The sequence below is a fragment of the Pseudomonas sp. P179 genome (genome assembly GCF_000478485.2).
In the GTDB taxonomy this organism is placed as follows: Bacteria; Pseudomonadota; Gammaproteobacteria; order Pseudomonadales; family Pseudomonadaceae; genus Pseudomonas; species Pseudomonas aeruginosa.
Genome location: NZ_KI517354.1, coordinates 4,906,860 through 4,931,762, shown reverse-complemented (window position 1 = coordinate 4,931,762; position 24,903 = coordinate 4,906,860). Strand labels below are relative to the sequence as shown.

Here is a 24,903-nt window from a genome sequence, read left to right as displayed (position 1 = left end):
GGGCACACTTCGCGCCCGGCATCGGGATCACAGTGCCTCGGCGTTCTCGGCCAGGTACGAGGCCACGCCCTCGGCGCTCGCCTTCATGCCTTTCTGGCCCTTGCGCCAGCCGGCCGGGCAGACCTCGCCGTGTTCCTCGGTGAACTGCAGGGCCTCGACCAGGCGCACCATCTCGTCCACCTCGCGCCCCAGCGGCAGGTTGTTCACCACTTGGTGCTGGACCACCCCGGCGCGGTCGATCAGGAACGAAGCACGCAAGGCCACGCCGTCCTCGTGCTCGATGCCGTAGGCGCGGGTGATCTCGTGCTTGACGTCGGCGACCATGGTGAACTCGACCGCACCGATGCCGCCCTTCTCCACCGGCGTGCTGCGCCAGGCGTGATGGGTGAACTGCGAGTCGATGGAGACACCGACCACCTCGACGCCCAGCTCGCGGAACTTATCCATGCGGTTGTTGTGGGCGATGATTTCCGAGGGGCAGACGAAAGTGAAGTCGAGCGGCCAGAAGAACAGTACGACGTACTTGCCGCGCAGGCTGGAAAGCTGGAAGGCATCGACGATGGAACCGTCGCCGAGGACCGCGGCGGCAGTGAAATCGGGGGCTTGCTTGTTGACCAGTACGCTCATCGCGAGGCTCCTAGAAGGTTGGGTTGCGCCCGGCGACGCCAGGCTCCCGGAAGAATATGCAGCGCAGGTTACCCAGCCACGACGATGCATTGAAATGTCGAATTTCAATTCGCACGATAGAGTCAGCCTATGCTCTCAACCTGCGGCTAGACTCATGCTGTCGCCCATTACCCGTCCTCACCGCATGCCCCTACGCACACGCCTGCTCTGGCTGTTCCTGCCGTTGCTGGCCGCCAGTCTCGGCGGTATCTGGCTCTTGTCGGAAAGCATCCTGCTGAGCCGTTTCGACCGAGAGGACCAGCAACGCCTGCAAGAGGGCGCCACCGTCCTGCACAACCGGCTGGACTTCGAGTTGAAGCGCCACCTGGACATCGTTCGCACCTACGCCTGGTGGGATGCCAGCTACGACTTCATCCAGCGCCCCAACGAGACCTTCGAACAGGAAAACCTCGACCACGAGATGCTCGACGACCTGGGATTCGACTTCGTCCTGTTCCTCGACGACCGGGGTCACCTGCAACTGAAGCAGTGGTCCCCGCCCGCGCCCGACCAGCGCGTGCTCTTCGGCGCCCCCTCGGCGAGCGACCAGGCCCTGCTCGAGGCACTGCAGCAACGCGCCATCCGCCTCGGCGCGCTGGACTTTCGCGGACGCACCGACCACAGCCTGAGCGAGCTGCTGCTGGTCGACAACCTGCCGACCCTGCTGGTCAGCGTGCCTATCAGCAACAACCAGGGTAGCGCGCCGGCGAAGGGCGCGATCCTCGCCGGCTACTTCCTCGACCGGGAACGCCTGGCCAACCTCCGCGAACAGATGCAGGCCGACCTGCAACCGATGCCCAACATCGCCACCGACTCCACCTGGAAGCCGCTGCGCAGCCGCAGCGGCAGTACCCACAACCAGGCCCTGCTCAGCCCACGGCGGTTCATCGGCGAACATGTCCAGCAGGTCTCGGTGCAGTACCTGAGTTCCAGCGGCGAGCCGCAGCTGCGCTTCGACATCACCAAGAAACGCCTGCTCTACATCCAGGGCGAGAAGGCCATCAACTTCTTCCTCGGCGCCTCCCTGCTGGTCGCGCTGGGCGCTTTCCTGGTCGGCTACCTGGCCCTGGAGCTGTGGGTCCTGCGCCGTGTCCAACGGCTCAACCGGGAGGTCGCCGAAGTCGGACGCAACGCCCACTCGATACGCCTGAGCGACTTCGGCAACGACGAGCTGGGACAACTGGCGGGCGAGATGAACCAGATGCTCGAGCGCCTGGAACACAGCGAGGCGCGCGACCGGGCGATCCTCCAGTCGATGCGCGACGGCTACTTCGAAATGGACGTCGACGGCGTGATCCTCACCGTCAACCCCGCGCTCTGCCAACTGCTCGGCCAGACGCGCGAAACGCTGATCGGCCATCCCTACTACGAACTGCTCGGCGAAGACGACCTGGCGCGTGCCCGCCAACCCTTCCAGCGCGCCATGCAGAGCGGCGCAGGCAAGACCTTCGCCATCCCCCTGCAGCGCGCCGACGGCAGCCTCGGCTACTTCGAGGCCACGGTTTCGCTGATCCACGACCTGCAGGGCGAACTACGGGGCTACCGCGGCATCGTCCGCGACGTCAGCGACCAGATCGCCTACCAGCAGCAATTGCTGGAAATGGCCTACCGCGACCCCCTGACCGGCCTGGGCAACCGCAAGGCCTTCGACGAACAGCTCGGCCAGGCGTTGCTTCGCGCCGGCTCCGGCGGAAGCGAACTGGCGCTGCTGTACCTGGACCTGGACCGCTTCAAGGAGGTCAACGACCGCTTCGGCCACGACATCGGCGATGCCCTCCTCAGGACCGTCGCCGAACGGGTACGCAGCACCCTGCGGCAGCCGGACAAGGCCTACCGCCTGGGCGGCGACGAATTCGCCGTGCTCCTCGAGGACAGCCAGGAAAACAATCCGCAGCGCCTCGCAGAACGCCTGCTGGCGGCGCTGGTCCAACCGATCGCGCTGAATGGCGAACGCATCGACTTCGTCACCCCGAGCATCGGCATCGCTCTCTACCCGCGGCATGCCGGCGATGCCGAAGGACTGGTCCGTGCCGCCGACAGCGCCATGTACGAGGCCAAGCGCCAGCGCAACCACTATTGCCTGTACCAGGCGCCAGCCTGAAATGCGCGGTCAAACAGGCTCTGTCGCGGGCTTTCGCCAGTCTGCTAAGGTTTCAGCCCGCATCCCATCGGAGAACCATTCCCTATGCCAGCCCTGAGCGGCCCGCAATACCTCGGCGAAGGCCTGAAGCTGATCATGCGTCCCGGCCTGCGCCTGTTCGTGCTGATCCCCCTGACCCTCAACCTGCTGGTGTTCGCCCTGCTGATCGGCTTCGCGATGCAGCAGTTCAGCCACTGGGTCGACCTGCTGATGCCCAGCCTGCCCGACTGGCTGAGCTTCCTGCAGTACATCGTCTGGCCGTTGTTCGTCCTGCTGGTGCTGGTGATCGTGTTCTTCACCTTCACCATGGTCGCCAACATCATCTCCGCGCCGTTCAACGGCTTCCTCTCGGAAAAGGTCGAGGTGGTGGTTCGCGGCCGCGACGACTTCCCGCCGTTCAGCTGGGCCGAACTGCTGGCGATGATCCCGCGCACCATGGGTCGCGAGATGCGCAAGCTCGCCTACTTCCTGCCGCGCGCGCTGGTGCTGCTGGTGCTGAGCTTCGTGCCCGGGGTCAACCTGATCGCCACGCCGCTGTGGATCCTCTTCGGCATCTGGATGATGGCGGTGCAGTACATCGACTATCCGGCGGACAACCACAAGCTCGGCTGGAACGAGATGCTCGCCTGGCTGCGCAGCAAGCGCTGGGCGTGCATGGGTTTCGGCGGGGTGACCTACCTGGCGCTGCTGATCCCGCTGGTCAACCTGGTCATGATGCCCGCCGCCGTCGCCGGCGCCACCCTGTTCTGGGTCCGCGAGGAAGGCGAGAAGGCGCTGGTGAAATAAGCATGCGCCCGGTGTCCGCTGTCGGCATTGTCAGGCGGGCGTCAGCGCCCTGACAGCCGGCGTCGGGCACACTACGAATGCCCTCGGGAGCGTCGGCGCAGGCCGCAGCCGAGACCTGCGCCAGCCCTTGCAGACCGGCTCGACGCTGCCGAACCGACTGGCCGCCGGTGCCTCCCCACGCAGGCGGCCTTTTTTTACCCGCCTGCCTTGCCGTCCATGCAGGATGGCCGGCGCTCACCCCCTTCCTGTCCGCTACGCCCCCCTCGACTCCACCACCCTGGCACTACAGTGGCAACCAGGCGAAGCAGGCTCCGGCCCGCTTTCGATGACCACCGTCCCCAGCCCGCCCAGCGGCGGAAAACAAGAAGAGGGTCGCCATGTCACGTTCCGCATTCACCGCGCTCTTGCTGTCCTGCGTCCTGCTGGCGCTCTCCATGCCTGCCAGGGCCGACGACCTGCCCTACCGCTTCGGCCTGGGCAAGGCGGACATCACCGGCGAAGCCGCCGAAGTCGGCATGATGGGTTACTCCTCCCTCGAACAGAAGACCGCCGGCATCCACATGCGCCAGTGGGCGCGTGCCTTCGTGATCGAGGAAGCGGCCAGCGGACGTCGCCTGGTCTACGTCAACACCGACCTGGGGATGATCTTCCAGGCCGTGCACCTGAAGGTCCTGGCCCGGCTCAAGGCGAAGTACCCCGGTGTCTACGACGAGAACAACGTGATGCTCGCCGCCACCCACACCCACTCCGGTCCGGGCGGCTTCTCCCACTACGCGATGTACAACCTGTCGGTGCTCGGCTTCCAGGAAAAGACCTTCAACGCCATCGTCGACGGCATCGTCCGCTCCATCGAGCGGGCCCAGGCCAGGTTGCAGCCCGGCCGCCTGTTCTACGGCAGCGGCGAGTTGCGCAACGCCAGCCGCAACCGCTCGCTGCTGTCGCACCTGAAGAATCCGGACATCGCCGGCTACGAGGATGGCATCGACCCGCAGATGAGCGTGCTCAGCTTCGTCGACGCCAACGGCGAGCTGGCCGGCGCGATCAGTTGGTTCCCGGTGCACAGCACCTCGATGACCAACGCCAATCACCTGATCTCCCCGGACAACAAGGGCTACGCCTCCTATCACTGGGAGCACGACGTCAGCCGCAAGAGCGGTTTCGTCGCCGCCTTCGCCCAGACCAATGCCGGCAACCTGTCGCCCAACCTGAACCTGAAGCCCGGCTCCGGTCCCTTCGACAACGAGTTCGACAACACCCGCGAGATCGGTCTGCGCCAATTCGCCAAGGCCTACGAGATCGCCGGCCAGGCCCAGGAGGAAGTGCTCGGCGAACTGGATTCGCGCTTCCGTTTCGTCGACTTCACCCGCCTGCCGATCCGCCCGGAGTTCACCGACGGCCAGCCGCGCCAGTTGTGCACCGCGGCCATCGGCACCAGCCTGGCCGCCGGTAGCACCGAAGACGGTCCAGGCCCGCTGGGGCTGGAGGAAGGCAACAATCCGTTCCTCTCGGCCCTGGGCGGGTTGCTCACCGGCGTGCCGCCGCAGGAACTGGTGCAATGCCAGGCGGAAAAGACCATCCTCGCCGACACCGGCAACAAGAAACCCTACCCCTGGACGCCGACGGTGCTGCCGATCCAGATGTTCCGCATCGGCCAGTTGGAACTGCTCGGCGCCCCCGCCGAGTTCACCGTGATGGCCGGGGTGCGGATCCGCCGCGCGGTGCAGGCGGCCAGCGAAGCGGCCGGTATCCGCCATGTGGTCTTCAATGGCTACGCGAATGCCTATGCCAGCTACGTCACCACCCGCGAGGAATACGCCGCCCAGGAATACGAAGGCGGCTCGACCCTCTACGGCCCCTGGACCCAGGCCGCCTACCAGCAGTTGTTCGTCGACATGGCGGTGGCGCTGCGCGAACGCCTGCCGGTGGAAACCTCGGCGATAGCGCCGGACCTGTCCTGCTGCCAGATGAACTTCCAGACCGGAGTAGTGGCCGACGATCCCTATATCGGCAAGTCCTTCGGCGACGTGTTGCAACAACCCAGGGAAAGTTATCGCATCGGCGACAAGGTGACCGTCGCTTTCGTGACCGGACATCCGAAGAATGACTTGCGCACCGAGAAGACTTTCCTGGAAGTGGTGAATATCGGCAAGGATGGCAAACAGACGCCCGTGACCGTTGCCACCGATAATGACTGGGATACCCAATACCGCTGGGAGAGAGTGGGTATATCTGCCTCGAAAGCGACTATCAGCTGGTCCATTCCACCAGGGACCGAGCCCGGCCATTACTACATCAGGCACTACGGCAACGCGAAGAACTTCTGGACCCAGAAGATCAGCGAAATCGGCGGATCGACCCGCTCCTTCGAGGTGCTCGGCACCACTCCCTAGCGGGCTCCAGCCAAGGTTGCGAGATTCGCCAGCCAACTTTATGACGCATGAAAGTCGTCAAATAAAATGTGATTTAAAACACATGAACAAGTGACCTTTCATTCAGCCGACAAGGGCATGAAACTCCATTTCCATGCCCTTTGTTTTTATCCCGAAAAACTTCTCAAGTTGTCGCTCAAGGTCATATCGAAGTCGCTTTCGGGATCAACCGATAAATTATCGCCATGAAACCATCGGCTCGCTGTATTCCCTGCCGGAAAAACAGCGAAGACGATTAATCATCTCGAAACAAGAAGTACGCAGATTGATGGAAATCAAAAAACCACCCGGGAAATAAAACGATGACCGAAAACTGGAAATTCCGCCGTCGAACCTTTCTCAAGCACGGCGCCCAGGCCGCTACCCTGGCCGGCCTTTCCGGGCTGTTCCCGGAGACGCTCCGGCGCGCCCTGGCCATCGAGCCGGACATCCGCACCGGAACCATCCAGGACGTCCAGCACGTGGTCATCCTGATGCAGGAGAACCGCAGCTTCGATCACTACTTCGGCCACCTCAACGGCGTCCGCGGCTTCAACGATCCTCGCGCGCTCAAGCGCCAGGACGGCAAGCCGGTCTGGTACCAGAACTACAAGTACGAGTTCTCCCCCTATCACTGGGATACCAAAGTCACCAGCGCCCAGTGGGTGAGTTCGCAGAACCATGAATGGTCGGCCTTCCACGCGATCTGGAACCAGGGCCGCAACGACAAGTGGATGGCGGTGCAGTACCCCGAAGCCATGGGCTACTTCAAGCGCAGCGACATTCCCTACTACTACGCCCTGGCCGACGCCTTCACCCTGTGCGAGGCCTACCACCAGTCGATGATGGGCCCGACCAATCCGAACCGCCTCTACCACATGAGCGGACGCGCCGCCCCCAGCGGCGACGGCAAGGACGTACACATCGGCAACGACATGGGCGACGGCACCATCGGCGCCAGCGGCACGGTGGACTGGACCACCTATCCCGAGCGGCTAAGCGCCGCTGGCGTGGACTGGCGGGTCTACCAGGAAGGCGGCTACCGCTCCTCGTCACTCTGGTACCTGTACGTCGACGCCTACTGGAAATACCGGCTCCAGGAGCAGAACAACTACGACTGCAACGCCCTCGCCTGGTTCAGGAACTTCAAGAACGCTCCGCGCGATTCGGACCTCTGGCAGCGCGCCATGCTCGCCCGCGGCGTCGACCAGTTGCGCAAGGATGTGCAGGAGAACACGCTGCCGCAGGTGTCGTGGATCGTCGCGCCCTACTGCTACTGCGAGCATCCCTGGTGGGGCCCCTCGTTCGGCGAGTACTACGTGACCCGGGTGCTCGAGGCGCTGACCAGCAACCCCGAGGTCTGGGCCAGGACCGTGTTCATCCTCAACTACGACGAGGGCGACGGCTTCTATGACCACGCCAGCGCCCCGGTGCCGCCGTGGAAGGATGGCGTCGGCCTTTCCACGGTCAGCACCGCCGGCGAGATCGAGGCATCCAGCGGGCTGCCCATCGGGCTCGGCCACCGCGTCCCGCTGATCGCCATCTCGCCCTGGTCGAAGGGCGGCAAGGTCAGCGCCGAAGTGTTCGACCATACCTCGGTGCTGCGCTTCCTCGAACGCCGCTTCGGCGTCGTCGAGGAAAACATCTCGCCCTGGCGGCGTGCCGTCTGCGGCGACCTGACTTCGCTGTTCGACTTCCAGGGCGCAGGCGATACCCAGGTCGCCCCCGACCTGACCAACGTCCCGCAGAGCGACGCGCGCAAGGAGGACGCCTACTGGCAGCAGTTCTACCGGCCCAGTCCCAAGTACTGGTCCTACGAGCCCAAGAGCCTGCCCGGCCAGGAAAAGGGCCAGCGCCCTACCCTCGCGGTGCCCTACCAGTTGCACGCCACGCTGGCCCTCGACATCGCCGCCGGCAAGCTGCGCCTGACCCTGGGCAACGACGGCATGAGCCTGCCGGGCAATCCGCAGGGACACTCCGCTGCGGTATTCCAGGTGCAGCCGCGGGAAGTCGGCAATCCGCGCTTCTATACCGTGACCAGCTATCCGGTGGTCCAGGAAAGCGGAGAGGAACTGGGCCGGACCCTCAACGACGAACTCGACGACCTGCTCGACGCCAACGGCCGCTACGCCTTCGAGGTGCACGGCCCCAACGGCTTCTTCCGCGAGTTCCACGGCAACCTGCATCTCGCCGCGCAGATGGCGCGGCCCGAGGTATCGGTCACCTATCAACGCAACGGCAACCTGCAGTTGAACATCCGCAATCTCGGCCGCCTGCCGTGCAGCGTGACGGTGACGCCGAACCCGGCCTATACCCGGGAGGGCAGCCGTCGCTATGAACTCGAACCGAACCAGGCGATCAGTGAAGTGTGGCTGTTACGCAGCAGCCAGGGCTGGTACGACCTCAGCGTGACCGCCAGCAATACGGAAGCCAACTATTTCCGCCGCCTGGCCGGACACGTCGAGACCGGCAAGCCGAGCAGGAGCGATCCATTGCTCGACATCGCAGCGACCTGAAGCGAGGAGTCCATCGCATGAGACCTACCCTGACCTGGACCTTGCTGGCCCTGCTGCTCTGCGGCACGGCCATCGGCGCCGTCCTGTTGTTTTACCCATCGGAGCCGGCGCCCGTCGCGCCCTTCGCGTCTCCCCCGCAGGCCACACCGGCGGCAAAACCTTCCATTCCTTCCCGAGCCCCCGAGATGAATACAGCCACCGCTCCCGACAACCTGGAACAGCAACTCGGCGAGTTCGGCCGCAACGCCGGGCAGATGTCCGAGATCGAACGCAAGCAGGCCGCCGAAGGTCTGATCGAACAGCTCAAGCGCGAGGTGGCGGTCGGCGCCGATCCGCGCCAGACCTTCGAGGAGATCCAGCGTCTGACGCCCTATGTGGAGGCCGATGCCAGGCGCCGCGAGGCGCTCGACTTCGAGATCTGGATGGCGCTCAAGGACAACGCCTCCGTCCAGCAGCAAGCGCCGACGCCTGGCGAGGAAGAGCAACTGCGCGAATACGCGCAAGAGTCGGACAAGGTGATCGCCGAGGTGCTCGCCAGCGTCGACGGCGAGGAGCAGCGTCACGCCGCCATCGACGAACGCCTCAAGGCCCTGCGCAAGCAGATCTTCGGCGAGGAGAACCCACGCCTGCTGCAACGCTGAAATCCACGGCGCCCCGACAGGGGCGCCGTCACGCAAGCGTCACCAAAACTTCACATCCGCTACACGGCGTCGGTCGACACTGACGTCATGAGCAGACCTCTAAGCATCGCCCTGATCAGCGAAACCTACCCACCGGAAGTCAACGGCGTCGCCAATACCCTGGGGCGCCTGCATGCCGGTCTCCAGCAGCTTGGCCATCGGGTCCAGGTGGTGCGCCCGCGCCAGCCCGGCGACGACGGCCGGCGCAGCGACGCCGAGCTGGTGCTGACCCGCGGCTGGCCGTTGCCCGGCTACCCCGGCCTGCAATGGGGCATGTCGAGCCTGCACAAGCTGCTGCGCTGCTGGAAGCGCCAGCGCCCGGACGTGCTCTACATCGCCACCGAAGGCCCGCTCGGCTTCTCTGCCCTGCGCGCCGCGCGGCGCCTGGGCATCCCGGCGGTCAGCGGCTTCCACACCAACTTCCAGCAGTACAGCGAGCACTACGGCTTCGGTCCGCTGACCCGGCTGGTCACCGGCTACCTGCGCTGGTTCCACAACCGCACGCAGATGACCCTGGTGCCCAGCGGCAGCCAGCGCATGGAATTGCAGCGGCGCGGTTTCGAACGTCTCAACCTGCTCTCCCGCGGGGTCGACAGCCAACTCTTCCATCCCTCCCGGCGCGATCCCGAACTACGCCGGCGCTGGGGCCTGGGCGAACAGGACATCGCCGTGCTGCACGTCGGCCGGCTGGCGGCAGAGAAGAACCTCGGCCTGCTCGGCGGCACCTTCCGCGCGCTCTGCGCCGCCCATCCGCAGCTGAAGCTGCGCCTGGTACTGGTGGGCGACGGGCCGGAGCGCAGGCACCTCGAACGGGACCTGCCCGAAGCGCTGTTCTGCGGCGTCCAGCGCGGCGAAACCCTGGCCGCCCACTACGCCTCGGGCGACCTGTTCCTCTTCCCAAGCCTGTCGGAGACCTTCGGCAACGTGGTCCTCGAAGCCCAGGCCGCCGGCCTCGCGGTGGTCGCCTTCGACCAGGCCGCCGCCGGCCAGCACATCCGCCATGGGCACAACGGCGTGCTCGCCGCGCCGGGCGACAAGAGCGGCTTCGTCGAAGTCGCCAGTTGGCTGCTGGACGACCAGGAACGCCTGCGCCGGGTCCGTCTAAACGCCCGCCAACACGCCAGTCGGCAAGGTTGGGACAGTATCGTCGAGCACTTCCAGAACTACCTGGAAGACGCCTGCGCCAGTCCGCTGGTCCAGCCCGCTCGGTCGAAGCCCGAGCGGCCGCCGGCAGAGGATGGCGGGGCCTTGCCTCGCAGCCGCGAGTAGCTCTCAGGCAAAGGCTTTCGGCGTGGCGATGAAGCCCAGGCTCATGGCCCCGGCGCCCAGGTTGATGCCGCCGGTAGGGCTGAGCATGCCCAGGTGCAAGTGGATGTCGCGCTCGCGGCAGGCGTTCTCCAGCGCGGCGAAGCCCGGCAGGTCGCGCAGCGCGGTCGGATCGCCGGCATAGCTGAGACCCAGTTGCGGTGCCAGCAGCTCACCCGCCTGTACCCGCGCCAGGGCATAGCCGAACAGCTTCTCCGCCGACTTCTCGAAGCTCGGCGAGAGCGCCACCGGTTTGTCCTCGCCATCGGCCAGGCTGAACACCGGCTTGACGTCGAGCAGCGAGCCCAACCCCAGCGCCGCGCCCTTGACCCGGTCGACGAAACCGCTGCGATCACCCTTCTGGAAGCCGCGCCGGCGCAAGTGGCCCAGGTCATCGGCGACCAGGTAGGTGCAGGTCTGCTGGCTGAGCTGTTCGAGGCGCGTACGCAGCGCGTTGGGGTGGCTGCCCTGCGCCAGCAGGCGCGTGCCCTCGGCCGCCAGGCAGGCGATGCCGGCGAACACCGAGTGGCTGTCGAGTACGCGCAGGGTGAAGGGACCGGCGATGCCGGCCGCGTGGCGGCGCTCGTGGTAGTGCTGGAGCAGGCCGAAGGAGGCCTGGGTGGCGTGCTCGAAGATCGGACTGCGCAGGCTGTCGACGGTGAGGCAGACCACGTAGTCGAAGTCGGTCACCAGTTCGTCGAGGAACCATTGTTGCAACTCGGCGGCGGAGAGCGGCTGGCTGCCGTCCTTGCTACCGACCTTGGGCAGGTGGTCGCGGTAGAAGCTCAGGGTGGTGTCGGGGTCGCGTCGATCGATGAGCCGCTGCTCGCCCAGGCGGATCCCGATCGGCATCACGCGGATGCCGTGGGCGGCGAGGAATTCGGGCGGCAGGTCGCAGGTCGCGTCGACCACCAGGCCGATACGCATGGATTCGCTCCTCTGGCCGTTTCTCGGCCTATTGTTGTGTTGGCGGTCATACAATGCCCGTTTCGGACTTTGAAGTCAGCCGGCCGCACGGCGGGTTTTCGGAAAAAATCACGGCCATGAAAAATCCCACCCCGAGGGGTGGGATCTGCTTGCCGGCGCGGCGCCGGGCCGGTGCGTCGCGGACGCGCCTTCAGACCAGGCTGGCCAGGGCCTCGCGGCTGAACGGCTTGATGTCGCCGATACGCCCCTCGCGGACCTTCACCGCCCACTCCGGATCCACCAGCAGCGCGCGGCCCACCGCGACCAGGTCGAACTCGCCCTTGTCCAGGCGCTCCACCAGGCCGTCGATGCTCGCCGGCTGCGCCACCTCGTCGGTTTTGCCGAAGAATTGCAGGAACTCGCTGCCGTCCAGGCCGACGTTACCCACGGTAATGGTCGGCTTGCCGGTCAGCTCGCGGGTCCAGCCGGCCAGGTTGAGTTCCGAGCCTTCGAACTCGGGAATCCAGAAGCGGCGGGTCGAGCAGTGGAAGATATCGACGCCGGCCTCCACCAGCGGCGCGAGGAACTCGCGCAGGCCCTCCGGGGTTTCCACCAGGCGCGCGGAATAGTCCTGCTGCTTCCATTGGGAGAAGCGGAAGATGATCGGGAAATCCGCACCGACCGCCGCGCGCACCGCCCGCACCAGCTCGACGGCGAAGCGCGAGCGATTGGCCAGGCTGCCGCCGTACTCGTCGTCCCGCTGGTTGCTGCCTTCCCAGAAGAACTGGTCGATCAGGTAGCCGTGGGCGCCGTGGATCTCCACCCCGTCCATGCCGATCGCCTGGGCGTCGCGGGCGGCCTGGGCGAAGGCGGCGATGACGTCCTGGATGTCGGCCTTGCTCATGCCGTGGACCAGCACCTTGCCGTCCTTGGCCTTCTCCATCGGGCCGTAGCCGGGCACGCTGGCGTCCGGCTCCACGCCCAGGCGCCGAACGCTGCCGACGTGCCAGAGCTGCGGAACGATGCGCCCGCCCTCGGCATGCACCGCCTCGACCACCTGCTTCCAGCCGGCCAGGGCGTCCTCGCCATAGAAGCGCGGCACGTTCGGATAACCGTTGGCGGCCTTGTGGCCGACCGTGGTGCCTTCGCTGACGATCAGGCCGACGCCGGCGGCGGCGCGCCGGCGGTAGTACTCGACGACCTTGGCGTTGGGTACGCCGCCCGGGGAAAAGTTGCGGGTCATCGGCGCCATCACCACACGGGTGGGCAGCTCCAGGGCGCCGAGACGGAACGGTTGGAACAGGGCTTCTACGGGGGCACTCATGGACGGACTCCTGAGGGGGAATGGGAGGTTCGGGCAGGTATCAGGCGCGGAGCAGCAGCTCCAGGCGCGACATGAAAGCATTCAGCGGAGCGAGGCCGGCGCCGACCTTGAAGCGCGCCAGGGCGCCCTGCCAGGCGAAGCCGATGAAGCCGGCCAGGCTCGCGCAGTCCTCGTCGGCGGCCAGTTCGCCGGCCTCGCGCGCCTGCTCCAGACAGTCCTGGAGGATTCGCGCGGAAGCCTGCAGGATCGACTCGACCTTGGCCGCGATCGGCGGCGACAGCTCGGCCATCTCGAAGCTCAGGCTGCCGATGAAGCAGTGGTATTCGGGCTTTTCCTGGCGGGCGAAGTGCTCCAGCAGCTCGCCGTAGTAGCGCAGCACCCGCTCGCGCGGGCTGAAGCGGCTATCGCCGAGGGCCTGGGCGTAGCGCGCCAGGCGCGGCGCGTAGACGTGCTCCAGGGCCTGCTGGGCGAAAGCTTCCTTGCTATCGAAGTAGTGATAGAAAGAGCCCTTGGGGATGCGCGCGGCCTGGACGATCTCCAGCACCCCAGTGCCGTGGTAGCCACGTCGGGTCATGACCTCGGAGCCCTTGGCCAGGATCAGTTCGCGCTTGTCGAGTCGGTTGCTAGTCATGGAACGAGAGAATATGACCGGTCGTCTCGTCCACCCAGCATTATCAACGGCGGTGATCAGGCGTTACAGGCAGGGGCTTATCGCGTTGCGTCATGAAGCGGCGCAAGACAGGAAAGGAAGCGGCGGGACGCGAACGCGTCCCGCGGGAGATCAACCCAGGGCCTTCTCGATGGCTTGCACCAGGGCCGGGTCGTCCGGCGCCGTGCGCGGGCTGAAACGCGCCAGCACGCGACCGTCGGGACCGAGCAGGAATTTCTCGAAGTTCCAGGTGATGTCGCCGGGAAACTCCGCGCCCTCGCCCGCCAGCAGGCGATAGAGCGGATGCCGCGCGCTGCCGTTGACCTCGACCTTGGCGCTCATCGGGAAGCTGACGCCATAGTTCAGGCTGCAGAAGGACTGGATATCCGCCTCGCTGCCCGGCTCCTGCCCGGCAAACTGGTTGCAGGGCACGCCGAGCACCGCGAAACCGCGCTCGCGGTAGGTCTGGTAGAGATTCTCCAGGCCGGCGTACTGGGGTGTCAGGCCGCATTTGGAGGCGACATTGACCACCAGCAGCACCTTGCCCTTGAACGGGGAAAGCGGCAGGTCCTGTCCATCCAACCCCTGCAGGGTGAGATCGTGAAAGGCACTCATGACGTACTCCTTGCGCATTCAGCGACACAACGTGCCAAGCCCCGCACCGGGCAAGAACCCTGGCTGCGGCGCATCCCCAGGGACGGGGTAAAGAGCCCAGGCATGGCGCATGACGCGAAAGGCGCCCACAGGCGCCTTTCGCTATACCAGCTTAGCAGTTCCGCCGGCGGACGGCCCAGGCCATCAATCGGCGAATGAACGCCGATCAGTGGTGGTGACCGCCTTCGCCATGGATGTGGCCGTGGGCGATTTCCTCGGCGTTGGCCTCGCGCACGTCGACTACCTTGACCTTGAAGTTCAGGCGCTGGCCGGCCAGCGGATGGTTGCCGTCGACGGTCACGTCGTCGCCGTCGATGTCGCGGATGGTGACGATCTGCATGCCGCCGTCCGGAGCCGAGGCGTGGAACTGCATGCCGACTTCCAGTTCGTCGACGCCTTCGAACATCTCGCGGGTCAGGGTCGCGACCAGTTCGGCGCTGTATTCGCCATAGGCGTCTTCCGGCTCGATGGCGACGCTCAGTTCGTCACCGACGTTCTTGCCTTCCAGGGCCTTCTCCAGGCCGACGATGATGTTGCCGGCACCGTGCAGGTAGACCAGCGGCGCGCCACCAGCGGAACTGTCGATGACATCCCCGGCGTCGTTGGTCAGGGTATAGTCGATGGAAACCGCCTTGTTGGCCGCGATCTGCATGGTTCGAAACCTTTTCGATAAAGAAGATGAATGCGTAAGTGTACGCATCAATAGCCCCGAAAGCGACCGCGCCCCTGATGAACGGGGCGCGCGAGCGCCGTCGCGGGTGATTGATTTTCATCAGGACGAGGAAGGCCATTGGGTGGCAGTCTTGTCCTGTGGCCATACTCAACACCTGCGCCACCAACCGCCCTGGCAATCGCGCGCCTGGGTCCTTGACGAAAACGAGCGGCACAGACAGCTCGGCCGCGAATTTCGCTGCGGCTGGTGTGCCCGGGAAGAAGAAGAGCAGACCAAGGAGCAGTGATGCCCTCACGCAACATACTGGTGATCAACTGCGGCAGTTCGTCGATCAAGTTCGCCCTGGTCAACGAGGCCCACTCCCTGTTTCCCCTGCACGGCCTCGCCGAGCGCCTGGGCAGCCGCGATGCGGTGCTGCGCTGGAAGCGCGGCGGCGACAGCGACAGCCTGATGATTCCCAACGCCGACCACCGCGCCGCCCTCGCCCAGTTGCTGCCGATGGTGCAGAACGCCGCGGGCGGCAAGCTCCACGGCATCGGCCACCGGGTGGTGCATGGCGGCGAGCTGTTCACCCATGCCACGCGCATCGACGACCGGGTGGTCGAGGCGATCCGGGCCACCGCGCCGCTGGCGCCGCTGCACAACCCGGCCAACCTGCAAGGCATCGAGGCAGCGATGACGCTGTTTCCCAAGCTGCCCCACGTCGCCGTGTTCGACACCGCCTTCCACCAGAGCCTGCCGGAGCACGCCTACCGCTACGCCCTGCCGGAAGCCCTCTACCGCGAGCATGGCGTACGCCGCTACGGCTTCCACGGCACCAGCCACCGCTACGTCAGCCACCGCGCCGCGGAAATGGCCGGGTTGGCGGTCGGCGACAGCAGTTGGCTCAGCGCCCACCTCGGCAACGGCAGTTCGACCTGCGCCATCGTCAACGGCCAGAGCCTCGACACCAGCATGGGCCTGACCCCGCTGGAAGGCCTGGTAATGGGCACCCGCAGCGGCGACGTCGACCCCAACCTGCACAGCCACCTGGCGCGGACCCTGGGCTGGAGCCTGGAGCGCATCGACTCGATGCTGAACAACGAAAGTGGCCTGCTCGGCCTCTCCGACCTGTCCAACGACATGCGCACCCTGGAGCAGGAGCGCGAGCAGGGCCACCCCGGCGCGGCCCTGGCGATCGAGGTGTTCTGCTACCGCCTGGCCAAGTCCCTGGCGGCGATGAGCTGCGCCCTGCCGCAACTGGACGGGGTGATCTTCACCGGTGGCATCGGCGAGAACTCGCCGCTGGTGCGCGCCAAGACCGCCGCCCACCTGCGGCTGTTCGACCTGCGCCTCGACCAGGAGGCCAACGCCCGCTGCGTGCGCGGCGTCGCCGGGCCGATCCAGGCCGCGGGGCATCCGCGGGTACTGGTGATCCCGACCAACGAAGAGCGGCAGATCGCCCTCGACACGCTGGCCCTGCTCGACTGAACTGGATCGACGCCCCCGCCCAACCAGGCGGCGTGGCCAAACGCACGGCTTAAGGAGCCCAGATGCATACCTTCTTCATCGCCCCGACCGGTTTCGGCGTCGGCCTCACCTCGATCAGCCTCGGCCTGCTTCGCGCCCTGGAACGCGCCGGGCTGAAGGTTGGCTTCTTCAAACCCATCGCCCAACTGCATCCCGGCGACCTCGGCCCGGAGCGCTCCAGCGAACTGGTGGCGCGCACCCACGGCCTGGATACGCCGAAGCCGCTGCCGCTGGCCCAGGTCGAGCGCATGCTCGGCGACGGCCAACTGGACGAACTGCTCGAAGAGATCATCAGCCTCTACCAGCGCGCCGCCGCCGACAAGGACGTGGTGATCGTCGAAGGCATGGTACCGACCCGTCACGCCAGCTACGCCGCGCGGGTCAACTTCCACCTGGCGAAGAGTCTCGACGCCGAGGTGATCCTGGTCTCCGCGCCGGAAAACGAGACGCTCACCGAACTGACCGACCGTATCGAGATCCAGGCCCAGCTGTTCGGCGGCCCGCGCGACCCGAAGGTGCTCGGGGTGATCCTCAACAAGGTCCGCGGCGAGGCCGACGCGGCCAACGCCGAGGACGGCGTGGCGGACTTCGCCCGGCGCCTCACCGAACACTCGCCGCTGCTGCGCGACGACTTCCGCCTGATCGGCTGCATTCCCTGGCAGGACGAACTCAACGCCGCGCGCACCCGCGACATCGCCGACCTGCTCAGCGCACGGGTGATCAACGCCGGCGACTATGAGCAGCGCCGGGTGCAGAAGATCGTGCTATGCGCCCGCGCCGTGCCCAACACCGTGCAACTGCTCAAGCCCGGCGTGCTGGTGGTGACCCCCGGCGACCGCGACGACATCATCCTCGCCGCCAGCCTGGCCGCGATGAACGGCGTACCCTTGGCCGGCCTGCTGCTGTGCAGCGACTTCCCGCCCGACCCGCGGATCATGGAACTCTGCCGCGGCGCCCTGCAGGGCGGCCTGCCGGTGCTGTCGGTGGCCACCGGCTCCTACGACACCGCGACCAACCTGAACCGGATGAACAAGGAAATCCCGGTGGACGACCGCGAGCGCGCCGAGCGGGTCACCGAGTTCGTCGCCGGGCACATCGATTTCGAATGGCTCAAGCAGCGCTGCGGCACGCCGCGCGAGCTGCGCCTGTCGCCGCCGGCGTTCCGCTACCAGGTGGTGCAACGCGCGCAGAAGGCCGGCAAGCGCATCGTCCTGCCCGAGGGCAGCGAGCCGCGCACCGTACAGGCGGCGGCGATCTGCCAGGCGCGCGGCATCGCCCGCTGCGTGCTGCTGGCCAAGCCGGAAGAGGTCCAGGCGGTGGCCCAGGCCCAGGGCATCGTGCTACCGGAAGGCCTGGAGATCATCGACCCTGACCTGGTGCGGCAGCGCTACGTCGAACCGATGGTCGAGCTGCGCAAGGGCAAGGGGCTGAACGCGCCGATGGCGGAGCAGCAACTGGAGGACAGCGTGGTCCTGGCGACCATGATGCTTGCCCTGGACGAGGTCGACGGCCTGGTCTCCGGCGCCATCCACACCACCGCCAGCACCATCCGCCCGGCGCTGCAACTGATCAAGACCGCGCCCGGCTACAACCTGGTGTCGTCAGTGTTTTTCATGTTGTTACCGGACCAGGTGCTGGTCTACGGCGATTGCGCGGTGAATCCCGATCCTTCGGCCAGTGACCTGGCCGAGATCGCCGTGCAGAGTGCCGCGTCGGCGCAGGCTTTCGGCATCCCGGCACGGGTCGCGATGATCAGCTACTCCACCGGCGACTCCGGTTCCGGGGTGGATGTCGACAAGGTTCGCGAGGCCACCCGCCTGGCGCGCGAGCAGCGCCCCGACCTGTTGATCGACGGACCCTTGCAGTATGATGCCGCCGCCATCGCCAGCGTCGGCCGCCAGAAGGCGCCGAACAGCCCGGTGGCCGGGCAGGCCACGGTGTTCATCTTCCCCGACCTGAACACCGGCAACACCACCTACAAGGCGGTGCAGCGCAGCGCCGATTGCGTCAGCGTCGGGCCGATGCTGCAAGGCCTGCGCAAACCGGTGAACGACCTGTCGCGCGGCGCGCTGGTGGAAGACATCGTCTACACCATCGCCCTCACCGCCATCCAGGCGGACGCCCAGGCCCCGGCCTGAAGGAACGCCGCCCAGTGGGCGGCACTGGCTTCGGCCAGGCACGAGGATGTGCCATGTGAACGGCGGGACCACGCCCCGCTCCACGCGCCCGGCCCAGGCCGGGCGCCTACGTACAAGGACTCCTTGATGCTGTCGTTTCTCCCCCATTTCCTGCGCGGCTCCCTGGCCGGCCTGCTGCTGGTGTCCAGCACCCTGTGCTGGGCCTGCCTGCTGTTCGGCATGACCCTGGTCAAGCTGCTCCTGCCGTTCGCCGCCGCCCAGCGCCTGTGCAGCAAGATCATGAGCCTGATCGCCGAAGGCTGGATCGCCTGCAACAAGGGCTGGATGAACCTGGTCCAGCGCACCCGCTGGAACGTCCAGGGCCTGGAGGGCCTGGAGTACCAACACTCCTACCTGGTCACCAGCAACCACCAGAGCTGGGTCGACATCCTCGTCCTGCAATACCAGTTGAACCGACGCATCCCGCTGCTGCGCTTCTTCCTCAAGCAGGAACTGATCTGGGTCCCGATCATCGGCCTGTGCTGGTGGGCCCTCGATTTCCCCTTCATGAAGCGCTACAGCAAGGCCTACCTGGCCAGGCACCCGGAGAAGAAAGGCCAGGACCTGGCGACCACGCGCAAGGCCTGCGCCAAGTTCAGCCGCATCCCGGTAGCAGTGTTCAACTTCCTCGAAGGCACCCGTTTCACCCGCGCCAAGCACGACGAGCAGCAGTCGCCGTTCCGCCACCTGCTCAAGCCCAAGGCCGGCGGTATCGCCTTCGTCCTCGACGCCATGGGCGAGCAATTGAAGACCCTGGTCAACGTGACCATCCACTACCCGGACGGCAGCCCGACCTTCTGGTGCCTGCTTTCCGGACGCCTGAAGGACGTCGTGGTGCGCTTCGAGGAACTGGAGATTCCGCGCCAGTTCGTCGGCAAGAGCTACGACCAGGACGCCGGCTACCGCGCGGAATTCCAGCAATGGGTCAACCAGCTGTGGGAGCGCAAGGACCAGTTGCTCGACAGCCTGCACCGCGAGTTTCCCGGTAACGCCAAGGCTTAGGACGAAGAGCGCCGACCAGCGCCCATGAAAAAGCCCGCCGAATGGCGGGCTTTTTCGTCCAGGCCGCGATCAGTACTGCGGCTGGGTCTGCGCCGGGCCCTGGGCGCCCGGAACCGGTCGCAGGTTGACCTCGACGCGCCGGTTCTGCGCGCGACCGTCGGCAGTGGAGTTGCTCGCGATCGGCTGGTCCGGGCCCATGCCGCGGGTGCTCAGGCGGGTGCCGTCGACGCCCTGGGCGGTCAGGTAGCCGGCCACGCTCTGCGCACGACGCTGGGACAGGTCCATGTTGTGCTGGCGGCTGCCGGTGCTGTCGGTGTAGCCGACGATCTCGATGGTGTTCTGGTTGTACTGCTTGAACGAGTTCGCCAGGTTGTTCAGCGGCGCGTAGAAGCTCGGGGCGATGTTCGCCGAATCGGTGGCGAAGGTGATGTTGCCCGGCATGATCAGCTTGATGTCGTCACCTTGGCGCTGCACTTCCACGCCGGTGCCTTCCATCTGCCGACGCAGCTCGGCTTCCTGCTTGTCGGCGTAGTAGCCATAACCCGCGGCGGCCGCGCCGGCAACGGCAGCGCCGATCAGCGCGCCCTTGCCACGGTTGTTGTGGTCGATCGCAGCGCCGGCGACGGCGCCGGCCAGCGCACCCAGTCCGCCGTACTTGGCCGTCTTGCTCATGCCACCCTGGCTTTGGCTTTGCGTGTCGTAGGGGTTGTTGTTGGCACAACCGGCGAGCAGCGCCAGTGCGGTGACGGCTGCGGCCAGAGGCAGGCAACGGGAGGTGAACATGGGAAAACTACTCCTCGAGGTACTGAAACGCCCCTGCGTGAGGGGCGGCTGATATCTTAGAGCATAGCCAGGTGGCAAAATTCCCGATGCTCGGAAAAATCCTTTTCAGCCCCTGACGAAGGGGTTCTCGCGCATCTCTTCGCCCAGCGTGGTATCCGGGCCATGGCCGGCGACCACCGTGGCGTCCTCATCGAGGCTGTACAGGCGCTGCCTGATCGAACGCTGGATCGCCGCCGAGTCGCCGCCCCACAGGTCGGTGCGGCCGATGCCACGGCGGAACAGGGTGTCGCCGGCGATCAGCAGCTTCGCCCGGGGGAACCAGAAACTCATCGAGCCCGGCGTATGCCCCGGCGTGTGCAGTGCCACTCCGCAACCGCAGGCCAGTTCCTCGTCGTCGGCCAGCCAGCGGTCCGGGGCCGGCACCGGCGTGTAGGGCACGCCGAACAGTTGGCACTGCATCTCCAGGTTGTCCCAGAGGAACTGGTCGTCCTTGTGCAGGTGCAGGCTGGCGCCGGTGCGCTTCTTCATCTCGCCGGAGGCGAGGAAGTGATCCAGGTGCGCGTGGGTATGGATGATGCTGACCACCTGCAGGCCGAGGCGGTCGAGGCGCTGCAGGATCAGTTCGTGGTCGCCGCCCGGATCGACGACGATGGCCTTCCTGGTCAGCGGATCGCCAATGATGGTGCAGTTGCACTGCAAAGGCCCGACGGGAAAGGTTTCGCGGATCAGCGCGGGGGATGTCGACATGCAAGACTCCGATCACGGTCGGCGCGGCAAGCGCGCCATGGATTTCTATGAAACGCCAAGCATGGCACATCCATCCGCTGCCGAGGATCGCCGGCGTCGGCTCAGGGCGCTTCGCGGTAGTCGCTGGGCAGCTTGCCGGTCCACTTGCGAAACGCCCGGCGGAAGTTCGACGAATCGTTGAAGCCGAGCAGCAGGGCGATCTCGTACAGCGGTAGCTGGGTGGTGGTCAGGTATTGCAGGGCCAGGCGCTTGCGCACATCGTCGAGGACCTGCTGGTAGGTGGTGCCCAACGACGACAGGTGCCGGCGCAGGCTGCGCCCGCTGGTGTGCAGTTCGCGGGCGGCCTGTTCGAGATCGGGGAAGTCGCCGGGACGCGCCAGCAGCAGGCGGCGCACACGGGTCAGCAGGCCTTCCTGGACATCCAGGGTGGCCAGCAGCGCCTCGCACTGCTGCTCGCACATCTGCACCGTGGCCGGGTTGGCCAGCGCCATCGGTCGTTCCAGGTACTCGCTGGGCATGCTCAGCCAGTGCCAGGGCTGCTCGAACTCCGCGGCCACCCCGAACACCTCGGCGTAGCGCCGGGCATGGGCCGGCGGCGGATAGGCGAAGCCGACCCGCACGTCCTGCAACGGCTCGCCGACCAGGAAGCAGGCGATGGAATACAGCGTCGCCATCAGGCCCTCGGCGGCGAACACCGAAGCGGCGCCCAGCGGCATCGACTCCACCGCGCGCAACTCGGCGCGGCCGTCATCGAGCACCAGTTCCAGTTCGTAGGCCAGGCCGAGCACCCGGTAGTACTTGAGGGCGAACTGGATGGCCTTGCCCAGGTTGGCGCTGGACAGCACCGCGTAGCCGAGGATGCCGTGGGCGGAGACGTTCAGGCGCTGGCCGAGCACCAGCCCCAGCGCCGGCTCGCCGCACAGGGCCTGGGCGCTGTAGGTGAGCTGGTTGAAGTCGAGGAAGGACAGGCGGCCGTTCGGGCTGTCCAGCACCTCGGGACGCACCCGCGCAGCGTCGAACAGCGCCTGGCGGGATACGCCGTACTCCGCGACAAGATCGAGGAGTGCCTCGGCATAGGCCACCGGCACCAGTTCGGCGGTGAAATTGAGCGGTTGTTTCATGGCTGTTTATTGTTCTGACCGCTGGCCGGATATGACCGGAAAGTTGGCAGAAGATAACCTTGTGAGGCTATCCCCCGCAAGCGATAGTCGATCCCATGGTCCTTCACCATCACAGGGAGCCGCTATGGCCAGCACCACCCCCGAAGGTCTGGAGATCCGCCCGCGTCATCTGGACTTCGACCTGCCCGATCCGATGCCGCGCCATTGGCACAGCGGCGACGCTTTCAAGACCCACATGTTCAACGCCATGTCGGTGCTGTTCCCCGATGGCGAGCGCTTCTTTATCGACTCCGTGCGCCACTACCGCGAACGGGTCGAGGACCCGGCGCTGAAGCAACAGATCCGTGGCTTCATCGGCCAGGAAGGCCACCACAGCCGCGAGCACCTGGTCTACAGCGACCGCCTGCGCGCCCTCGGCTACGACATCGACCGCCTGGAAGGCGGCGCCAAACGGCGCATCCGCTTCGCCCAGCAGAAACTGCACCCGTCGCGGCAACTGGCGGCCACCGCGGCCCTGGAGCACCTCACCGCGATCATGGCCGACGGCCTGCTGAGCAACCCCAGGTGGCTGGAAGGCGCCGACCCGACCATGGCCCGCCTGTGGCGCTGGCACGCACTGGAGGAAACCGAGCACAAGGCGGTGGCCTACGACGTGTTCATGCTGGTCAACGGCAAGGCCAGGCTGCGCCGCCGGGCGATGGTCCAGGGCACCTTCTTCTTCGCCCTCGACACCACCAAGGGCCTGGTCCACATGCTCAAGCGCGACGGCCTGCTGTGGAACTTCAAGGTCTGGCGCGACGGCATCAAGTGGCTGTGGGGCAAGGACGGCGTGTTCCGCTCGCTGGTGGGCGTGTACCTGGACTTCTACAAGAAGGACTTCCACCCCTGGCAGCACAATAACCTGCACCTCATCGAGCAGTACCGCGACCAATTCGAACCGGAACCGAAGGCCGCCTGACCCTCCTCGCCGCCCCTCCGCGCCGCGAGAGGGGCATGCATCGCTTCCCTGCCCTGCCTGGTATTTCGGCCTTTCGTCCACGCATTAAAAAGCCCGCGACTGACCAGCGCGGGCTTCTTCATGAAGGCCTGGGATCAGGCCATCAGGAAGCGCAGTGCATCCGCCGCGGTCTGCTCGGGAATCTCCTCCATGGGGATATGCCCGACGCCCGGATAGGTCTTCACCTGGATCCCCGGCAGGTCGCGTTGCCACAGCGGTACATGCTTCGGCGAGATCCAGCGGTCGCGTTCGCCCCACATCAGCAGGGTCGGCGCGACGATCCGGGCGATGCGTTCGCCGGAGGTGCCGAGCTCCTCACGGTTGACCTTCAGCAACACGCGGAAGATCTCCATCATGCCCTTGCGGTTGCCCGGGCGGCGGCTCAGATCGTAGTAGCGGTCGACCACCCCCGGCTTGATCCGCCCCGGCTCGCCATAGACTTCCTTGATGCCCTGGGCGATCAGCGCTCGCGGCATCCACAGCGGCATCGCCAGGGTCGAGCCGGGCAGCGCCGCCGAGGCGATCATCCACGGCACCTTGCGCATCTGGTAACCGGCCGGGTCGATCAGCACCAGCCGCTCCACCCGCTGCGGCTGCGCCAGGGCGAAGTTCCAGGCGATATAGCCGCCCAGGGAGTTGCCGGCGATCGAGGCCTTGTCGATCTTCAGGAAATCGAGCAACTGGCCGAGGATCGCCACCATGCGCTCGCCAGAGTAACGGCTGTCACGCCCCGGCCCGGTCAGGCCGAAGCCCGGTACGTCGAAGCGCACGATGCGGAAGTACGGCGACATCGCCTTCACCCAGTCGTCCCAGGTGTGCAGCGAGGCCACTACGCCGTGGATCATCACCAGTACCGGCTTGTCGCGGCTGCCTTCGTCGCGGTAGTGCAGCGGGAAACCGTCCAGCTCGATGAAGCGCGAGCCGCTGGACGGTGCGGCGTAGCGCTCGCGCAACGACTCCAGCGAGAGGGAGCCGAAGCCCAGGCGGGCGAATCCGACCGCCAGCGGCGGTTGCAGCAGATAGGGTGTCGCGGACATGGACGCACGTCTCCCGTCTTGTTGTTATGACAGGGCATCAGAGCATGGCCACGGCGGGATGCGAGCCCAACCTAGGTTCTGTAGGCGCGAGCGGCGATTGCCCGGCTGTTACCCTTGCAGTCTCGTCGGAGCCTGGGTGCTGGGACAGAGCGTACCCACCAGCAGGTCGCCGAGCACCCGCTTGACCCGCGGCAGCTCCAGCGGGTCGCTGGCATTGAGCAGCTCCAGCGAAGCCGCCTCCATCGCCCAGATCAGCACCCGGTAGGTCAGCGCATCGTGGGCCGCGCCCTGGGCGCCCAGGCGCTCGGCCCACAGCTCGATAATCTTCAGGTGCGCGCGCTGCCGGTGCGCCGCCAGCGGCGAGCCGGCATGCAGGGCCTCCTCCTGCATCATGCGGATGATCGGACCGACCGCCAGGTGGTAGTCGAAGAACAGCGAGACCATCGCCCGCAGCCAGTCCTCGTCGCTGCCTGCCTCGCTGCGCAGCCCGCCGAAGCGCGCCAGCAGCAATTGCACGGCGCTGTGGTAGATGCTTTCCAGCACCTCCAGCTTGCCGGCGAAATACTTGTAGAAAGTCCGCCGCGAGACCCGCGCCGCCTCCAGCAGGTCGTTGACCGTGGTCTCGGCGACTCCCTTGCGGGTGAACACCGGGATCGCCGCGAGCTGGATGTTGGTCCGTTGCAGATGCCCCACCAGCGGCCCCTCGCCCTGCGCCGCCTGGCGCGCCAGCGCGCCGTAGCCGCCGAGATCCTCGAATACCGCCTGCAAGCCGTCCCACTGCGCCGTTGCCATCCCGTCCGCCCCAATCGAAGCGCGGGGTGAC

At 66.3% G+C, this 24,903-nt stretch carries 22 protein-coding genes; 11 read left to right on the top strand and 11 right to left on the bottom strand.

Annotated elements, in window-relative coordinates; genetic code table 11:
* Nucleotides 1–27: 27 nt before the first annotated feature.
* Complete coding sequence (locus HMPREF1224_RS34935; RefSeq protein ID WP_003085842.1) at nucleotides 28–627, bottom strand: peroxiredoxin; 600 nt, start codon at nucleotides 625–627, stop codon at nucleotides 28–30.
* Between the two features lie 184 nt (nucleotides 628–811).
* Between HMPREF1224_RS34935 and HMPREF1224_RS34930 the strand changes: the two genes are divergently transcribed.
* The 6 genes from HMPREF1224_RS34930 to HMPREF1224_RS34905 all read left to right on the top strand — a co-directional run bounded on the left by HMPREF1224_RS34930 (nucleotide 812) and on the right by HMPREF1224_RS34905 (nucleotide 10,465).
* The gene (locus tag HMPREF1224_RS34930) at nucleotides 812–2,767 is read left to right on the top strand and encodes a sensor domain-containing diguanylate cyclase (RefSeq protein ID WP_003115193.1); all 1,956 of its coding nucleotides are present in this window, start codon (nucleotides 812–814) and stop codon (nucleotides 2,765–2,767) included.
* An 84-nt stretch (nucleotides 2,768–2,851) separates the two neighbouring features.
* Nucleotides 2,852–3,592 carry a sulfate transporter CysZ gene (gene cysZ / locus HMPREF1224_RS34925; RefSeq protein ID WP_003116482.1) on the top strand — a complete coding sequence of 247 codons (741 nt, stop codon included), beginning with the start codon at nucleotides 2,852–2,854 and terminating at the stop codon, nucleotides 3,590–3,592.
* A gap of 377 nt (nucleotides 3,593–3,969) precedes the next feature.
* Nucleotides 3,970–5,982, top strand: a complete 2,013-nt coding sequence (gene cerN, locus HMPREF1224_RS34920; RefSeq protein WP_003145650.1) for a ceramidase CerN — start codon at nucleotides 3,970–3,972, stop codon at nucleotides 5,980–5,982.
* Between the two features lie 341 nt (nucleotides 5,983–6,323).
* Complete coding sequence (locus HMPREF1224_RS34915; protein ID WP_010793875.1) at nucleotides 6,324–8,516, top strand: phosphocholine-specific phospholipase C; 2,193 nt, start codon at nucleotides 6,324–6,326, stop codon at nucleotides 8,514–8,516.
* Nucleotides 8,517–8,533: 17 nt separating this feature from the next.
* Nucleotides 8,534–9,157: a phospholipase C accessory protein PlcR gene (gene plcR, locus HMPREF1224_RS34910; protein ID WP_003122996.1), complete on the top strand. Its 624-nt coding sequence runs from the start codon at nucleotides 8,534–8,536 to the stop codon at nucleotides 9,155–9,157.
* Between the two features lie 87 nt (nucleotides 9,158–9,244).
* Nucleotides 9,245–10,465, top strand: coding sequence for a glycosyltransferase family 4 protein (locus tag HMPREF1224_RS34905; protein ID WP_003116486.1), 1,221 nt, complete (start codon nucleotides 9,245–9,247; stop codon nucleotides 10,463–10,465).
* A gap of 3 nt (nucleotides 10,466–10,468) precedes the next feature.
* Here HMPREF1224_RS34905 and HMPREF1224_RS34900 read toward each other — a convergent pair whose 3' ends face one another.
* The 5 genes from HMPREF1224_RS34900 to HMPREF1224_RS34880 form a co-directional block, all read right to left on the bottom strand.
* The gene (locus tag HMPREF1224_RS34900; protein WP_003114223.1) at nucleotides 10,469–11,428 is read right to left on the bottom strand and encodes a DegV family protein; all 960 of its coding nucleotides are present in this window, start codon (nucleotides 11,426–11,428) and stop codon (nucleotides 10,469–10,471) included.
* A gap of 190 nt (nucleotides 11,429–11,618) precedes the next feature.
* Nucleotides 11,619–12,731 (bottom strand): NADH:flavin oxidoreductase, encoded by a 1,113-nt coding sequence (locus HMPREF1224_RS34895; RefSeq protein ID WP_003122997.1) that lies wholly within the window; start codon nucleotides 12,729–12,731, stop codon nucleotides 11,619–11,621.
* 40 nt (nucleotides 12,732–12,771) lie between these two features.
* Nucleotides 12,772–13,362: a TetR/AcrR family transcriptional regulator gene (locus HMPREF1224_RS34890; protein ID WP_003116488.1), complete on the bottom strand. Its 591-nt coding sequence runs from the start codon at nucleotides 13,360–13,362 to the stop codon at nucleotides 12,772–12,774.
* A gap of 150 nt (nucleotides 13,363–13,512) precedes the next feature.
* Entirely contained in the window at nucleotides 13,513–13,995 is a 483-nt protein-coding gene (locus HMPREF1224_RS34885) for a glutathione peroxidase (RefSeq protein ID WP_003109429.1), read from the bottom strand.
* 205 nt (nucleotides 13,996–14,200) lie between these two features.
* Nucleotides 14,201–14,686, bottom strand: a complete 486-nt coding sequence (locus HMPREF1224_RS34880; protein WP_003085816.1) for an FKBP-type peptidyl-prolyl cis-trans isomerase — start codon at nucleotides 14,684–14,686, stop codon at nucleotides 14,201–14,203.
* On the opposite strand from HMPREF1224_RS34880, the gene HMPREF1224_RS44655 reads away from it, so the two are divergent.
* The 4 genes from HMPREF1224_RS44655 (at nucleotide 14,655) to HMPREF1224_RS34865 (ending at nucleotide 19,395) form a co-directional block, all read left to right on the top strand.
* Nucleotides 14,655–14,993, top strand: coding sequence for a DUF3565 domain-containing protein (locus HMPREF1224_RS44655; protein WP_003109430.1), 339 nt, complete (start codon nucleotides 14,655–14,657; stop codon nucleotides 14,991–14,993). The genes HMPREF1224_RS34880 and HMPREF1224_RS44655 overlap by 32 nt on opposite strands.
* Nucleotides 14,993–16,177: an acetate kinase gene (locus HMPREF1224_RS34875; protein ID WP_003085814.1), complete on the top strand. Its 1,185-nt coding sequence runs from the start codon at nucleotides 14,993–14,995 to the stop codon at nucleotides 16,175–16,177. Before HMPREF1224_RS44655 ends, HMPREF1224_RS34875 begins: the two co-directional genes overlap by 1 nt.
* A gap of 62 nt (nucleotides 16,178–16,239) precedes the next feature.
* Nucleotides 16,240–18,354, top strand: a complete 2,115-nt coding sequence (gene pta, locus HMPREF1224_RS34870) for a phosphate acetyltransferase (protein ID WP_003114221.1) — start codon at nucleotides 16,240–16,242, stop codon at nucleotides 18,352–18,354.
* A 126-nt stretch (nucleotides 18,355–18,480) separates the two neighbouring features.
* Nucleotides 18,481–19,395 carry an acyltransferase gene (locus tag HMPREF1224_RS34865; RefSeq protein WP_003085811.1) on the top strand — a complete coding sequence of 305 codons (915 nt, stop codon included), beginning with the start codon at nucleotides 18,481–18,483 and terminating at the stop codon, nucleotides 19,393–19,395.
* Between the two features lie 69 nt (nucleotides 19,396–19,464).
* Here HMPREF1224_RS34865 and HMPREF1224_RS34860 read toward each other — a convergent pair whose 3' ends face one another.
* The 3 genes from HMPREF1224_RS34860 to oruR all read right to left on the bottom strand — a co-directional run bounded on the left by HMPREF1224_RS34860 (nucleotide 19,465) and on the right by oruR (nucleotide 22,046).
* A complete protein-coding gene (locus tag HMPREF1224_RS34860) occupies nucleotides 19,465–20,178 on the bottom strand; it encodes a YiaD family glycine zipper/OmpA-like lipoprotein (RefSeq protein WP_003085808.1) in 714 nt (237 codons plus the stop codon).
* A gap of 105 nt (nucleotides 20,179–20,283) precedes the next feature.
* The gene (locus tag HMPREF1224_RS34855) at nucleotides 20,284–20,925 is read right to left on the bottom strand and encodes an MBL fold metallo-hydrolase (protein ID WP_003085806.1); all 642 of its coding nucleotides are present in this window, start codon (nucleotides 20,923–20,925) and stop codon (nucleotides 20,284–20,286) included.
* 101 nt (nucleotides 20,926–21,026) lie between these two features.
* Nucleotides 21,027–22,046, bottom strand: coding sequence for an ornithine utilization transcriptional regulator OruR (gene oruR, locus HMPREF1224_RS34850; RefSeq protein WP_003114220.1), 1,020 nt, complete (start codon nucleotides 22,044–22,046; stop codon nucleotides 21,027–21,029).
* A gap of 124 nt (nucleotides 22,047–22,170) precedes the next feature.
* Between oruR and HMPREF1224_RS34845 the strand changes: the two genes are divergently transcribed.
* Nucleotides 22,171–23,004, top strand: coding sequence for a metal-dependent hydrolase (locus HMPREF1224_RS34845; RefSeq protein ID WP_003109433.1), 834 nt, complete (start codon nucleotides 22,171–22,173; stop codon nucleotides 23,002–23,004).
* Between the two features lie 134 nt (nucleotides 23,005–23,138).
* Here HMPREF1224_RS34845 and HMPREF1224_RS34840 read toward each other — a convergent pair whose 3' ends face one another.
* On the bottom strand, nucleotides 23,139–24,080 hold the full coding sequence (locus tag HMPREF1224_RS34840; protein WP_003085798.1) for an alpha/beta fold hydrolase: 942 nt from the start codon (nucleotides 24,078–24,080) through the stop codon (nucleotides 23,139–23,141).
* Between the two features lie 108 nt (nucleotides 24,081–24,188).
* The gene (locus HMPREF1224_RS34835) at nucleotides 24,189–24,872 is read right to left on the bottom strand and encodes a TetR/AcrR family transcriptional regulator (RefSeq protein ID WP_003085795.1); all 684 of its coding nucleotides are present in this window, start codon (nucleotides 24,870–24,872) and stop codon (nucleotides 24,189–24,191) included.
* Nucleotides 24,873–24,903 lie beyond the last annotated feature (31 nt).